The sequence below is a fragment of the Methylobacterium oryzisoli genome (assembly GCF_046557895.1).
GTDB classification, from domain to species: Bacteria; Pseudomonadota; Alphaproteobacteria; order Rhizobiales; family Beijerinckiaceae; genus Methylobacterium; species Methylobacterium oryzisoli.
This window is the reverse complement of record NZ_JBKIBX010000045.1, coordinates 36346-50680: the sequence shown is the minus strand read 5'-3', so window position 1 is coordinate 50680 and position 14335 is coordinate 36346. Positions and strand designations below refer to the sequence as shown.

Annotated in this window: 12 protein-coding genes and 1 pseudogene; 4 read left to right on the top strand and 9 right to left on the bottom strand. The window is 68.1% G+C overall.

Annotated features, from left to right (window positions below):
* Positions 1-119 (bottom strand): helix-turn-helix domain-containing protein (locus tag ACKUB9_RS28545; protein ID WP_407529394.1); only part of this gene is annotated, 119 nt, incomplete at its 3' end.
* A gap of 395 nt (positions 120-514) precedes the next feature.
* Here ACKUB9_RS28545 and ACKUB9_RS28540 point away from each other — a divergent pair.
* Together ACKUB9_RS28540 and ACKUB9_RS28535 are read left to right on the top strand one after the other, a co-directional pair.
* Positions 515-1474 carry an SDR family oxidoreductase gene (locus ACKUB9_RS28540; protein WP_407529390.1) on the top strand — a complete coding sequence of 320 codons (960 nt, stop codon included), beginning with the start codon at positions 515-517 and terminating at the stop codon, positions 1472-1474.
* 165 nt (positions 1475-1639) lie between these two features.
* Positions 1640-2656, top strand: coding sequence for an MBL fold metallo-hydrolase (locus ACKUB9_RS28535; protein WP_407529389.1), 1017 nt, complete (start codon positions 1640-1642; stop codon positions 2654-2656).
* Positions 2657-2677: 21 nt separating this feature from the next.
* Here the strand turns inward: ACKUB9_RS28535 and ACKUB9_RS28530 are convergent, their stop codons facing one another.
* From ACKUB9_RS28530 to ACKUB9_RS28510, 5 genes are all read right to left on the bottom strand, one after another.
* Positions 2678-3127 (bottom strand): adenylate/guanylate cyclase domain-containing protein, encoded by a 450-nt coding sequence (locus ACKUB9_RS28530; protein WP_407529388.1) that lies wholly within the window; start codon positions 3125-3127, stop codon positions 2678-2680.
* A 46-nt stretch (positions 3128-3173) separates the two neighbouring features.
* Positions 3174-4694 (bottom strand): ATP-binding protein, encoded by a 1521-nt coding sequence (locus ACKUB9_RS28525; protein WP_407529387.1) that lies wholly within the window; start codon positions 4692-4694, stop codon positions 3174-3176.
* Entirely contained in the window at positions 4691-5410 is a 720-nt protein-coding gene (locus tag ACKUB9_RS28520; RefSeq protein WP_407529393.1) for a response regulator, read from the bottom strand. Before ACKUB9_RS28520 ends, ACKUB9_RS28525 begins: the two co-directional genes overlap by 4 nt.
* Positions 5411-5757: 347 nt before the next feature.
* Positions 5758-6885: an efflux RND transporter periplasmic adaptor subunit gene (locus ACKUB9_RS28515; protein WP_407529386.1), complete on the bottom strand. Its 1128-nt coding sequence runs from the start codon at positions 6883-6885 to the stop codon at positions 5758-5760.
* The gene (locus ACKUB9_RS28510; protein WP_407529385.1) at positions 6882-10061 is read right to left on the bottom strand and encodes an efflux RND transporter permease subunit; all 3180 of its coding nucleotides are present in this window, start codon (positions 10059-10061) and stop codon (positions 6882-6884) included. Before ACKUB9_RS28510 ends, ACKUB9_RS28515 begins: the two co-directional genes overlap by 4 nt.
* A 470-nt stretch (positions 10062-10531) precedes the next feature.
* Here ACKUB9_RS28510 and ACKUB9_RS28505 point away from each other — a divergent pair.
* Positions 10532-11037: pseudogene (locus ACKUB9_RS28505) on the top strand (IS5 family transposase); the annotation flags it as partial.
* Between the two features lie 25 nt (positions 11038-11062).
* On the opposite strand, the gene ACKUB9_RS28500 reads toward ACKUB9_RS28505, so the two are convergent.
* Complete coding sequence (locus ACKUB9_RS28500; protein ID WP_407529384.1) at positions 11063-11647, bottom strand: AraC family transcriptional regulator; 585 nt, start codon at positions 11645-11647, stop codon at positions 11063-11065.
* Positions 11648-11794: 147 nt separating this feature from the next.
* Between ACKUB9_RS28500 and ACKUB9_RS28495 the strand changes: the two genes are divergently transcribed.
* Positions 11795-12277 (top strand): nuclear transport factor 2 family protein, encoded by a 483-nt coding sequence (locus ACKUB9_RS28495; protein ID WP_407529383.1) that lies wholly within the window; start codon positions 11795-11797, stop codon positions 12275-12277.
* Between the two features lie 17 nt (positions 12278-12294).
* Here the strand turns inward: ACKUB9_RS28495 and ACKUB9_RS28490 are convergent, their stop codons facing one another.
* Positions 12295-13275 (bottom strand): NAD(P)H-binding protein, encoded by a 981-nt coding sequence (locus ACKUB9_RS28490; RefSeq protein ID WP_407529382.1) that lies wholly within the window; start codon positions 13273-13275, stop codon positions 12295-12297.
* A 236-nt stretch (positions 13276-13511) separates the two neighbouring features.
* Entirely contained in the window at positions 13512-14270 is a 759-nt protein-coding gene (locus ACKUB9_RS28485; RefSeq protein ID WP_407529381.1) for an SDR family NAD(P)-dependent oxidoreductase, read from the bottom strand.
* Between the last annotated feature and the right edge of the window lie 65 nt (positions 14271-14335).

Here is a 14335-nt window from a genome sequence, read left to right as displayed (position 1 = left end):
CAGCGGCTGGCGCTCGACACGCTGACCCCGAAGCGAGCCGCGGCGCGATGGCAGGAGGCCCCCGCCGCCACAGCAGCGACCACACGCTCGCGGAGATCCACAGAGAGGGGTGAGGGCATCGGCAAGCTCCTTCACCCCTCAACGCGCAACCCGCAGATCCGTCTCTAGCGGCTCGGGACCCGCTCTAGTCTGGCCGATGACCGTACCCGGGACGGTGGCCTGCGCCAATCGATTCTCATCATGCGTGAGCATCCTCTTCGTCGATCAAGGGCAAGATCGCTCGTCGCATCGACAGCGCCGATGCGGCTTCATGCAAGATATCGATTTGTGTAGCCCCAAGATCGGCGTTGATTGTGGTCCGTGCCTGTTCAGGCAGGGCGGTCGGCGCACCGATGGGGGGCGGGCGTCAGCGCGTCTTTCGCCGAGAACACCTGTCGCCGGTCGTTCGTGAGCGCAGGGGAGCTTGTCGCATGGTCGAACAAAAGGCTGTCGATGCGCCACCCGGCGCTCGGTCATGGCGGCTGCCGCGACAGGCGCCAGCGCCGTTGTCGCGTCCACGCAAATCAGCGCCCAACCCCAGCCGGCGCGAAGCGTCACGAAGTCGGACCCGCGCCGAGCCTACCCTCAGCCTCCCTTCAGGCCGCAGAACCAGCGCTTCCCAGGGCTTGCCGGCGCCATGCAACCCAAGCCGGATCACGGCGAGGACAGCTATGCCGGCTCGGGCCGTCTCGCGGGCCTGAAGGCGCTAATCACGGGCGGCGACAGCGGGATGGGACGGGCCGCCGCGATCGCGTTCGCCCGAGAAGGCGCTGACGTCGCCATCGCCTTTCTTCCCGAAGAGGAGTCGGACGCTCGCGAGGTGCTGAAGCTCATCGAGGCGGCAGGCCGGCGCGCAGTCGCCGTGACGGGAGATATCCGCACGGAAGAAGTCTGCCGCAGGATCGTCTCGGAGGCGGTCACCTCCCTCGGCGGGCTCGACATCCTCGTCAACAACGCGGGCGCGCAGACCATGCAGGCGACGCTGGAGACGATCAGCGCCGAGCAGTTCGATCGCACTATGAAGACCAACGTGTACGCGCCATTCTGGCTGACCAAGGCGGCGCTTCCCCATCTCGGGCCCGGATCCTCGATCATTATGACGGCGTCCAGCCTCGGCTACGACCCCAACCCGGACCAGGTCGACTACTCTCTCACCAAGGCGGCGAACATCAACTTCGCGAAGTCTCTCACCAAGCAGCTCGCCGGTCGAGGCATCCGCGTCAACGCCGTCGCGCCCGGCCCGATCTGGACCCCGTTGATCGTTCAAACTGGCCGCTCGGACGAGCTTTACGCGCAATTCGGAGCGGGCACGCCAGCGGGTCGCCCTGGCCAGCCCGCAGAGCTCGCCTCGATCTACGTGCAGTTGGCCGATCCTACCGCGAGCTACGCGTCGGGTCAGGTGTACGGGGCGACAGGAGCCAACGGCGACGCGTAAGCCGCAGCTGAACCGAATCCCACCCGATAGCTGCAGCAAAGGAACAAGCATAACGGCAATCCGAGACCGCATCATCGCTGCCGATCACCTCGCATGCTGAACATAGATTTGAGGTTTGGACCAGACGGGACCACATGTGCGCCATCATAGTGCGGAGAGGTGGCAATGACCGAGCCAATTCTTGCCGAATCAAGCGCGCTCGGGCGACGTCAAGCGATGACGCTCCTGCTTGGCGGCGGCCTGGCCGCGGCGGTCCCGAACGCCGCGGCGGCTCAGGACGGGCAAGTCCTGTCCCGCCTGACCGTGCCCGCACCATCTCCGCCCGTAGTCGACGCTCGCTTCCCGGCGGAGATGGCGCCCGGCGTCTTTATCCTGCCCGACAAGCGCATCCCGCTGGTGCCGAACATCGGGATCGTGGTCGGACGCGAGACGGCCTTGGTGGTCGATTGCGGACTCGGCCTCGACAGCGCGGAAGCCGTGCTGGCGCTGACCCGGCGGCTCGCGCCGGGGCGCCGGATCGTTCTCACCGTCACTCATGCTCATCCCGAGCACGGCTTCGGGGCGCAGGTGTTCAAGCGAGACGCCCGCATCGTCTATAACCGGGTCCAGTCCGACTACTTGGCCCGTGCGGGCCAGACCCTCCTCGAAGGGTTCCGGGCCGGCGTCCTCCCGCCAGGGCAGAAGCACCTGCTCGACGGCATCGTCATCACCCCGCCCGACGAGGCCTACGACGGCGAGCGCGCGAGCTTAGATCTCGGCGGCCGACGCGTGGACATGCGGACCTGGGGCGTCGCTCACAGCCCCGGCGACCAGGTCATACATCTGCCGGACGAGAGCATCGTCTTCGCGGGCGACCTTCTCGAGGAACGAATGTTCCCCATCGTGCCGTTCTTCCCGCCGATGATCGGGGCAGCCGACATCGACGTGGCGCGCTGGGAGACGGTCCTCACGGACATCCAGAGTTTTCGGCCGCGCCTGGTCGTGCCAGGCCACGGCAACCTAGGCGGCGCGGAGATCGCGACGGACGTGCTCGGCTATTTCAAGCTGGTCCGTGAGTTCATCGAAGGGGCAAATGGGCAGGCGAGCGGGCTCCGCTCGCGCATTCGGCAGGCCTATCCCACTTGGGAGAACGACAACTTCATCGGGCCAGCCCTGCAGTACTTCGCCGCCCGTCGCGGCTGACCTGCCGCCGCGAGCGTGAGCTCAGGAGACCTCAATTCGCCGATCCGCCCAGGGGAGTCGAAACGCGGCGCCGGCGCCGTCGATCTCAATGGTAGGGTAGGACAGCCAACAGAGATCCGCGCCTGCCTCTCCGGCCGTCTTGCTCGAAGCCAGAACGACCACCTTGTTCTCGTCGTCGACCTCGCGCCCGTGGTGCTCGAAGCGTTGCGCGACGTTCACGACGCGCCCGATGATCGTGTAGTCGACGCGGCCCGAGAGGCCGGCGTTCCCGACCGCCACCGGGCCGGTGTGCAAGCCGATTCTCATCCGGCATGCGTGCTGTTCGGCGCTCCGGCGCGCGGCGTTGAACGTCTCGACCTCCCGGGCGATGGCGCATGCCGCGAGGCACGCGGTTCTCGCGCGGTCGATCCGCTCCTCGGGAGCGCGCTCGAAAGGATTCGAACCTCTGACTCCTAGATTCGTAGCCCTCATCGGGACACTCTAAAGGTGGGACGCTCGGTTTGAGTTTCGAACTGCGTCACCGGTAGGCCCCGGCGGAGCTCAGCCCTGCTGCCGCGGCGATTTCGTCCCGCGTCGCGTGCCCCCCATGGGGTGAGGCGGCCCGGCTCGGCGCCAAGGCACCGAGCGCCGGAGCGGTCAGGGGCAGTGAGAGGGTGGTCCGGAAGCGCCCGGCGCCGCCGTCGAAGCAAATGTCGCCGCCGTGCCGCCGCACGATCGTTCGCGCGATCGCGAGCCCAAGACCGATACCCCCGGTTTCCTGATTGCGCGACCTTTCAAGGCGGTAGAAGGGCGAGAAAACCTTCTCCCATTGGTCCTCAGGAATGCCCGGGCCGCGGTCGCACACGACGACCTCGACGACGTCGGCCTCGGCGACGAGCTCGACATCGGCGTGCTTTCCGTATCGCACGGCGTTCTCGACGATGTTTCGCAGCGCACGGCGGAGCGAACCCGGACGGCACCGATATGGCAGCTTCGCGCGTTCGACGAAAGCAACGCTAAGGCCGACCTCGCGCAGGTCGTCGCACAAGCTCTCTACCAGCGCGGTGAGGTCGATGTCGCGGGTCTGCTCCTTCTCGGCGTCATGCCGCGCAAAATCGAGGCTCGCCTCGGCCATTCGCTGAAGCTCGTCGATGGTGGCGAGCAGCTTCTCGCGCACCTCCTCCTCGGTGACGAACTCCGCCCGCAGACGCAACGACGTGATCGGGGTTCTCAGGTCGTGGCCGATCGCGGCGATCATGCGCGTGCGATCTTCTACGAATCGATTCAGCCGTTCCTGCATTAGGTTGAAGGCCTGCGCGGTGCTGCGGATGTCGTCGGGCCCGATCTCGGGCAGAACGGCATGCTCGCCACGGCCGACGGCTTCGGCCGCAGCCGCCATGCCGCGCATCGGCCTCGTTATGCCACGCCCGATGAAGGTCGCGATCATGCACAGCAGGAGCGCCGTCACGCCCATGGTCGCCACGGTCTGCGGGGTCCAGAACGGTTTGTAGGCCGGCTTGGCCCAGACGCTGTTCAGCCAGGCGCCGTCCCGCAGCCGAACCGCGAGCCCCATGGTGGTCGCGTCGTCGATCCGCAGGAACCGTGCCGGGCGCGGGAGCGGCCAGGCGGTAGCCGGCAGCTCCGACCAACTTGCCTTCGCCGACGACTTGGCCGCTTCGATCAGCGCGCCGCTCGGAGGTTCGTCGGTCGCGTCGGGCCCGACGGGTCGTCCGAGACCCGGAAGCGGCTTCGTGAGCTCCCTCCTGGCGTCGCCTCGCCACGCGTCCATGTCGTCGGGAGGCGTCGGTGTGACCCAGAAACGCGAGTAGTTCGTGCCGCTCGCCCTGAGGATGTCGGCCTGCAATTCGGACGGCGTCGCCTCGAGGAGCTTCGCGACGGACGCGCTGCGGCTCAGGAACTCGGACCTGATCGTACTGCGTAGCGCCGCGGAGCGCTCCGCCCAGGCGATGGCGGCGCCGACGGCTTGCGAGGCGGCGAGCGCGAGCAGCAGGAGCACGATGAACTGAAGCGTGAGGCTCCTCGACCAGACCCGTCTCATAACGCCCTGACCTCGGCGGCGAAGCTGTAGCCACCGCCCCAATGGGTCTTGATGATGCCGGGCGAGCGCGGATCGGCTTCGATCTTGCGGCGCAGGCGGCTGACCTGGTTGTCGATCGAGCGATCGAACGGTTCGGCCGCGCGTCCCGCCGTCAGGTCGAGCAGCTGGTCGCGGTCGAGCACCAGTCCCGCGTGATCGATAAAGACGCACAGCAGGCGGAACTCGGCGGTGCTGAGCGGCACCGCCAAGCCGGCCGCGTCGACGAGCTCGCGCTGTCCGACATCGAGCCGCCAACGGTCGAAACCGATCTCCTTCGCCTTGGGCACTGTCCGCCGTGGCGGCAGGCTCTCCACGCGCCGCAGAACCGCCTTCACGCGCGCCAGGAGCTCGCGTGGGTTGAACGGCTTCGTCAGGTAGTCGTCGGCGCCGATCTCCAGCCCGACGATGCGGTCGGCGTCCTCCGCCATCGCCGTCAGCATGATGATCGGCAACTCGGTCGTGGCGCGGAGATCGCGACAGAGGGACAGGCCGTCCTCGCCCGGCATCATGACGTCGAGGACCATGAGGTCGATCGCGTTGCGTTCGAGGAGGCGCCGCGCGGCCGCCGCGTTCTCGGCTTGGCTCACGCGATAGCCGTGCTGGACGAGATACCTTCCGACGAGGTCGCGGATGTCACGGTGATCGTCGACGATAGCGATGTGAGGCTGAGAACCCATTTCAAGCACCTCGGTTTCGCACGCGTCGCCGCGACAGGCTCGTCCCGCGAGGCCGCGCCCGGACGTCCGACGATATGTGGCCGGCAGCCCGATCGGGAAGCCTCGCGGCCAAGGGTTCGCTCGCGGTCGAGGCCCTGCCGGACGCCGGGCCGGAACCGCCGCCGGGGGTTCCTGGAGACAACGACGTCCAGAGCGGCGACGCAAGACCGCTTTCACGACGCTCCCGGACGAGATCGGCTTCCCGTGCCTCGAGGTTCCTATTCATGACGGCCTCCATGCCGGTCGTGTTCCCGATCGGCGATCGCCCGAGCGCTCTCGGCCACATCCACCGCCCGCGCCCTCGTGCGTCAGGAGGCGCTCTTCACCGCGACGCGATCGCCGGCCCTCAACAGGGCGTTCGGGTTGAGTACGACCTCGTCGGCCTCCCGCAAGCCTTCGCGGATCTCGACCGTGCGGCCGAGATCGCGACCGAGCGCCACCTCCCGAAACCGGACGACACCCTCGTCGAGGGTGACGACGAAGGTCTTTCCGTTGCGAATCGTCAAGGCGCTCGTCGGAACGGTCACGCCGTCCCCGGCGACCGCGAACTCGACATGCCCCGCGAGTCCGGCGGGCAAGCGGCCACCCGGATTACTCATCGTCAGCTCGACGCGCATCGTACCGGATACGCGATCGATCGACTGCGACCGACGAGCGACCTTGGCGACGAAGGCTTCGTTCCCGAACCGGGTGAAGGTCACCTTGGCATCCTCGCCGAGCCGGATGGCTCCCAGCGCGCCCTGCGGGACGTCCGCGACGATCCTCAGCTCCTCGATCCGCGCGAGCTCGAACATCGGGGTGGCGCCCGCCGCGGCGTCGCCGACCACAAGGTCGCCCAGTTCGACGTTCCGCGCGACGACCACGCCGCCGAACGGCGCGCGAACCTGGCGGAAGGCGAGCAGTTCCTCGAAGCGCCTGAGCTCCGCCAGCGCGGCCTCGCGATCCGCGACCGCGATGTTCGATTGCGAGCGGCGGTCGTCCAGAACCGCCCTGCTCGCGAAGTCCTTGCCCGCGAGCACGGCGGTGCGTTCCAGATTGGCTTCGGCGAGCGAGACCCGGGCGTCCGCCTGCCCAACCGCGGCCTTCGCCCGTTCGTGGTTCCTCACGACCTCGGGCGCGTCGATCACGGCGAGGACGTCGCCGGCCTCGACCGCGTCGCCGATGTCGACGCGGCGCTCGGCCACGAACCCGTTGGCCCTCGCGAAGAGCCTGGCTCGCTTCTCCGGTTCAGCGACGACCGGGAGGCGAAAGCCTTCGCGGGCGCTGGCGCGTTCCGGCCTCACCGTACGCACCTCGGCGGTCTGCGCCGCCACGTGCCAGGCCGGACAGACCGTCGCGACGGCGCAGAGCGCCGATGCGAAGAGCCCCGATCGCAGCGGCCTCGTGGCGGCTCCCGGCCTGTTGATCGTGGATTTCGGTGTCGCTCGAACAGTCATGCCCCTGACGGCTCCCCTCTGCCGACGTCGGACGTGGCGAACCGCTCGTCGACGACCTTCGTACGTTTGACTTTCAATGCCGTCACGGCGATCGGGACCAGCACGAGCGTGCCGATGGTCCCGAGAACGAGCCCGCCGATCACGGCACGGCCGAGGGGCGCATTCTGCTCGCCCCCCTCCCCGATCGCGAGCGCCATGGGGATCATCCCGACGATCATCGCGGTCGCGGTCATCAGCACGGGCCTCAGGCGGGTCGCGGCGGCGTCGAGGACCGCGCTCGCCGCGTCGCGGCCTTCCTCCAGGAGGTCGCGGGCGAACGAGACAACCAGCACGCTGTTGGCCGTCGACACGCCGAGAACCATGATGACGCCGGTGAGCGCCGGCACGCTCAGGTAGGTCCCCGTCGTCGCGAGCCCGAAGACCGCGCCCGAAACCGCGAACGGCAGCGCGGCGAGCGCCGCGACCGGCAGCGTCCACGATTGGAAGTTCACTACCAGCAACAGGAAGACCAGCAGCACCGCGAAGGCCACCCCGCCGGCGAGCTCGGCGTAGGCGAGGTTCATCTGCGCGGCCTGCCCGCTGACGGACAGCGTGTTCCCGGGCTTCAGCCGACCCCGGACCTCGGCGAGTATCGGTTCGACGTCGCGCAGCACGCCGCCCAGGTCGCGCCCGGATACGTTGACCAGCACGTTCAGCGCCGGTTGCAGCGTGGCACGCGAGACGTTGGCCGGCATCTGGCGGTCGCCGACCGTGGCGATGGTCCTGAGCAGGATGGTCCCGCCGCGGGAGGTCGAGACGGGCGTGTTCATCAACTCGTCGACCGAACGGACACGGTCGGGGGGAGTCTGTACGGCCACGACGTAGCTGGTTCCCGCATCCGACCAGTAGCTCGACCGAACGACCGCGCTCGACGACAGCGAGATCAGGACGGCGTTCGCGATCGCCTCCTGGGTCAGCCCGAGCTGCGCCGCCCGCGCCTTGTCGACGGTGATGCGGTGTTCGGGCCAGTCCGGGATCTGCCGCAGCATGACGTCGGTCGCGCCCGGGACCGAGCGGATGCGATCGACGAGTTCGCGCGCGACGGCCAGGTTGCCGACCCCGTCGCGTCCGGCGATCTGAAGGTCGATCGAGCCGGCCGCCGGCCCGTCCAGCGTCTGACCGACGATGTCGGCCGATCGGAAGAAGGCGACCACCTGCGGGAAGCGCTCCCGCAGCATGTCGCGGATGCGCGCCCGATACGTCGCCGAGGGCGCGTGACCGGGCTTGAGCTGGATCAGCATCTCGCCCTCGCTTGGGCTGGCCGTCAAACTGCCGACCCAGGCGAGGTTGACCGGATCCGGCACGCCGATGTTCTCGACGATCGCCTGCGTCTCCTCGCGCGGCAGCAACGTTCGGATCTCGCGCTGGACGTCGGCGAAGACCCGCGCCGTCTCCTCGAGACGCGTGCCGCTCGGGGCGCGAAGGTGGATGCGCAGCGTGCCCGCATCGACGGTCGGGAAGAACTCCCGGCCGAGGCCGGTCGCCGTCCATCCGGCCGCGACGACGACGGCGACCGCAGCGAGCCCCACCGGGAGCCGTGTTTTAACGAGCCCGGAGACCAGCGCGCGATAGCGGTCGCGCAAGGCGTCGAGCGCCCGCTCGACCCGGGCGTGGACCCGCGAGAGCGGCGAACGCGCGCCCCGCTCGCGTGCCCGGATCTCGGCAGGCAGAAGGAGGAAGGCGAGCGTCGGCACGAGCGTGCGCGACAGCCCGAACGACGCGATCATCGCGAAGACGACGGCGAGCGCGAGCGGAGCGAACACGAAGGATGGCGTGCCGCTCAACGCGAAGACCGGAAGGAACACGATGCAGATGCAGGTGGTCGAAACGAATTCGGGAAAGACGACCTGCTGCGCGCTGTCGAGCACCGCCTGCCGAATGGGTTTCCCGTCCGCGATGTTGCGGTTGACGTTCTCGATCTCGACGAGCGCGTTGTCGACCAGGATGCCGATGGCGAGCGACAGGCCCCCGAGCGTCATCAGGTTCAGCGTGTAGCCGAACGCGGAGAGCGCCGCGAGCGAGGCCAGCAGGGACAGCGGGATCGAGACGAGCACGATCGCGGTGCTGCGCAGGCTGCCGAGGAACACGATCACGACGATCGCGACGAGTGCGCCGACGAGGACGGCTTCGTGAAGCACGCTCTCGACCGCGTTGCTTACGAAGGCGGATTGGTCGAAGATCGGCTCGATGCGCGTCCCCGGCGGGGCGGCGTCGCGGATCTCAGGGAGACGCGCCAGGACCTGGTCCACGATGTCGACGGTCGAGGCTGAACCGAGCTTCAGGAGCTGGACGATGACGCCCGGCTCGCCGTCGACGCGAGCGACGTTGGTCGAAACCGCCCCGCCGTCGCGGACGTTGGCCACGTCGCGCAGGAAGATCACGCGCCTGTCCACCTCCCGCAGCGGCAGGTCGTTGAAGGCCGCGACCGTCTCGGGACTCGAATTCAAGGAGACGAACGCCTCGCGATCCTGATCGCGCAAGGTGCCCGAGGGCAGGGTGAGGTTCTGTGTCGTGACCGCGCGCGAGACATCCTCGGGGGAGACGCCGTAGGCCCGCATGCGATCCGGGTCGAGGTCGACCATGATCTGGCGGGCCTCGCCACCGTAGGGCAGCGTCACCCGGACGCCTGGAATGGTCTGGATCTGCGAGCGCAGTCGTAGCCGCGCGTAATCGTAGAGCTGCGGCTTGGTCTGCGAGTTCGACGACAACGCGAGTTGGAGGATCGGTACGCTGCCCTGCGAGTAGCGGACCACGAGCGGCGGCTGCGTCCCGGGCGGCATCCGCCTCAGGATAGTCTGTGACACCGACGAGATCTGGCTGAGCGCGAGTTCGAAGGACACCGTCGGCTGGAACTCGACGCGCACGATCCCGATGCCGGCGCTCGTCTGCGACTCGACGCTGCGGATGTCGTCGACGTTGTTGAGGATGGCGATCTCGCTGAACGACGTGATCTTGGAGGCCATCTCCTGCGGGTCCAGACCCTGGTAGGTCCAGACCACCTGGATCGCCGGGAGATCGATCGTCGGCAGGATGTCCGTTGAGGTCTTCCTTATCGCGGAGGTTCCCGCGATCAGGATCACCGCGGCCATCACCGCGATCGTGTAGGGCCGTCGCAGGGCATACAAGACGATCCACATGACGGCTTTGGTTCCTGCAAGTTGACGATGACGCGGAACTTGGGCCGGCGTCTAATGCTGCCGTCGATGCGCGAGGTACCGTCGACAGGCCGTGTTACGGGGTCAGCGCCCGTGAGTATGGACCGATCGTGACAGATATGAGCGACGCAACCTTTGTATCCGACGCCGCACGCAGCGGATTTTCATGATTTATAGCAGGGCTTGATCGATCTTCAGCACCAATTGTCAGACTTTGTAACGAATTGTATCGGTCGGCGAATCCGAGACAATCTATTACAATTTCCCATTCCGCTCTCGAGATGGAGAGGTCATCCCAGCACGTTTGGCAATGATCGCGAATGTATCGCGTCTGCGTCGGGACGAGTCCGGAGGAGAAAACCATTTCCCGCAAAGCACGTCCACTACGGCCTATGATCGCTTGAACCACCTGATGTGGTGGGCGTTTCGCCTCTCCTGAGCGAGGAGGAGCGATGCTGTCGGACGCGCAATGGGCCGAGTTGGAGCCGCTGGTGAAAGCCTGCCGACCGTAGGGCAAGACGCCGCCCCAGGATCTGCGCCGCACCGTCTCGGCCATTCTCTGGCGCCATCAGAACGGGGCCAAGTGGCGCGCTGTGCCAGCCGAACTCGGACCCTGGTGGCGTGCCGCTCAGGTCTTCATCCGGTGGGCGCGGGCTGGCGTCTGGGAGCGGCTCCTCAGCCTTGTTCAGGAGCGCGGCGTGCAACTCGGCATGGTGTTTCTCGATGGCACTAGCGTGCGCGCTCACCAGAAGGCGGCCGGGGCTGTGCGAAGGGGGGATCTCACGCTGAGCGAGATCATCGTGAGGCGCTTGGCCGCTCTCGTGGCGGATATGGGACCAAGGCTTGCGTGATCGCCGATGGCGCTGGTCGTGCCATCGCCTTCCGGATCGCGCCCGGACAGGCGCATGAGCTGCCCCAGGCCATCCCGCTGCTCGGTCGATTGCCGGGCGTGCCGAAGTAGGTGGTGGGGGACAGCGGCTACATCAGCCACCGGCCGTCCTGATCTGCGAGAAGTGCTTGCGCCCCTGCACCACCTCGCGCAGCGTTCCGCCCGCCGGTCCCTGCAGCAGCCGGTAACAGAGCTCGCGCTCGAGCTGCGGCCCGAGGATCGGAATGTCGGCGGGCGAGGCCAGCAGGCGCAGCAGGCGGGCGACAGCTTCGAGGACGCCGGCGGCGGCCTCGGCCGTCGCGAGCGCCGGTGCGGGGTGCGGCGGGGCCTCCGGCATCTCCAGCAGCAGGCCCGCGATCACGCCCGGGTCGAGGCCGAGCTCCACCGCTAGGTAGGGCCACTCGGCCGACGCCTCCGTCACCTGTCCCGTGAACGGCAGACCGAGCGACGAGACGGCGTAGAGGCCCGGCGTGAAGAGGATCGTCTTGCCCCCGACCGACAGGCGCTTGCCGCCCTGGAGCAAGAGATAGAACTTCGGATCGAAGATCGCCGGTGTGGGTTCGGTTGTCGCGATGCTGGACCAAAGTGTCAGGCAGTGACAAGCGGTCGCCGTGCGCAGCCCCGACGCATGCCCGGCGGCCAGCGCCGCCAGGTCAGCGATCGTAACACCCGTGGTCATGATGGATCCTCGCTTCGGGTCATCGCGGGACTTTGCCTCGGTTTGGCAGGATCGGGCACGGCTGCGCCACGATCGGGAATGCGGCGAGGCCGCCTAGCCCCGATATCCGGCTTGTCAGCACCGACCCACGCCCGCGAGGAGGCAGCGATGTCCGACCGGCAGGACCTTCTGAGACGCTCTATGGACGAGGCCTCGATCCGCAACACGATCGCCCGCTTCGCCGACGCCGCGACCCGCGACGACCACGCCATGTTCCGCACGGTCTGGGCGGAGGAAGGCGAGTTCGTCATCGGCCAGGCGCCTCAAGGCCACCACGCCAAGGGAGCGGACGCGAGCGTCGCCCTCCTGCGCAGGCTCCGCGCGGGGAAGGTCTACTTCGTGCAGTTCGCGCTACCCGGCGTCATCGAGATCGACGGCAACCAAGCAACCACACGCACCTTCGTCCATGAGTCCGCGCAGGGCCCCGGCGAGACCTATTACCGCAACCATTGCATCGCCTTCGACCGTCTGCGGCGCGCCGGCGACGGCTGGGTCTTCGCCAGCCGTTCGTTCCAGTATCTCTGGCTCGACACCGGGCCCTTCGGCGGACATGCCTTCCCGCTGTTTCCGGATGCCGCCGCGGCGTCCTGAGGTCGGGCGCGAGGCGGTCAGCCGCCGGCGGACCGGTCCCGCAGGACATCCCTCAGGCCGACCGGCGACCGGCCGATCAGGGCGGCGAGCGTAGGATCGACGGCCGCGAACTCGCCGGCTCGCGCCGCGCCGTAGAGGCCAAGGGTGATCGCGATCGCCGCGGGCGGCGCGCCGCGCTGCGTCATCGCGTCCGCCAGCGCTTCGTCGGCGATCTCACGCCGCTCGACGGGCTGCGCGCGTCCCTCCGACAGACATGCCGCGACGTCGGCGAGATCCAGGGCCTCCGAGGCCGTGAGCGGCGGCGTGGGTCCTTCGAAGCGACCCTCCTGCGTGAGGATCGCGACCGCCGCCGCGGCGAGATCGTCATGCGCGGTCCAGGACACCTTGCCGTCCCTCGGCGCGGCGAGCACGCCCGTCGCGGCCGCATCGCCCACGAGCATCGGCACCGTGCTGGCGTAGAAGCCGTTGCGCAGGGCCGTCCAGGCGAGGCCCGAGGCCGCCAGCATGTCCTCAGTCGAGGCATGTGTGAGCATGGGCGGGAACGCCGAGTCCGTGCCCGCCGCCATGTGGCTGGTGTAGACGATGCGCCGTACGCCCGCCGCTTTCGCGGCGTCGATCGCCGCGCGATGCTGCGCCAGCGGGTCGCCGCCCTGGGCGGCGGCGTTCGACGACACCAGCAGAAGCTGGGAGGCGCCTTCGAACGCGGCCGCCAAGCTCGCGGGTTCGGCGAAGTCGCCGCGCCGGACGCGGACCCCACGCCGGGACAACTCATCCGCTTTTCCGGGGTCTCGCGCGCTGGCGCCGAGCCTCTCGGGCGGTAGCCGCTCCAGGAGGCGTTCGACGATCTGCCGGCCGAGCCGGCCGGTCGCTCCGGTGACAACGATCATGACACGTCTCCTTCGTTCGAGAGATCGCAGCCGAATTCTTCCCTGGCCGGCGCTGCGCGAATTCGACTTTGCCGCCCAGGCGGCGATGGGGCGGGCGTAGGCGGCGCGCACGGCCGGCAGGGTTGCGGTGGCGCTCGGTATGGATGATCTTCACGATCGCTGCGGCCGTGGCCTCCAGGTCGCCATGGTCGGCGCTGGCGAGCCGCCCGAAAGCCCGGGCGCATCGGTCGGCGTAGGCGTCGATGCTAGGCACGACCCTGAGCCATTGCAGGCTCGTGAATCTCGTGGCGTACCCACCGGCTCCAGCAGCGTCACAATCGGTCGGTTGTGACGCTTACCGCACGATCTCACCAAGGGATTGGCGCGTTCTCCCAAGCTGTGAAGGCGCCGCTGCGGGTGTCACCCTCGAGCAGCGCCACGCGGACGACCTCGCGCGCGCCGTCCTCCAGGCTCTCCATTCCCTCGAAATTGTTGAGGTTCGTGGCTGTGAACCCTGGAGAGACCGCGTTAACGCGAATGCCCTCGGTCTCGAGTTCAATCGCGAACGACAGGGTGACCGCGTTCATCGCCGTTTTCGATCCGGCATAGCCGGGCGAGTACATGTGCCGGTACGGGAAGGCGGGATCGGCGTTGAGCGTGAGCGATCCCGCGCCGCTTCCGACGTTGACGATCCGGGCCGCGGGCGCGGCGCGCAGCAGCGGCAGCATCGCCTGGGTGATGGCGACGACAGCGAAGACGTTCGTCTCCCAGATCGTCCGCATGTCGTGGAGCGAGATCGTGGCCGCGCTCATCGTCTTCATGTGGTCCGCGAGCGCGAGATCACCCGCGTGGGGTGGACGCGAGATGGCGGCGTTGTTTACCAGCAGGTCGAGCCGGCCGTGCTCCGTGCGGATGCGGTCCGCCGCCTCCGCGATCGAACCCGCATCGGTGACGTCGAGCGGCACGAACACGGCTCCCTTGCCGATCTTGGCGGCCGCGGCCTGGCCCTTCTCGCTGTCCCTTGCGCCAACCAGTCCGGTCCAGCCGTTGGCGACGAGCTCTTTGGCGACCTGGAAGCCGATCCCTTGGTTCGCGCCTGTCACCAGAGCGATGCGCTCGTTCGACAAATCGATCTCCTACGAGGAAGTGGCCGGCAAGGACGGAGATCGGCCCTGCGACCGACCTTGGACCT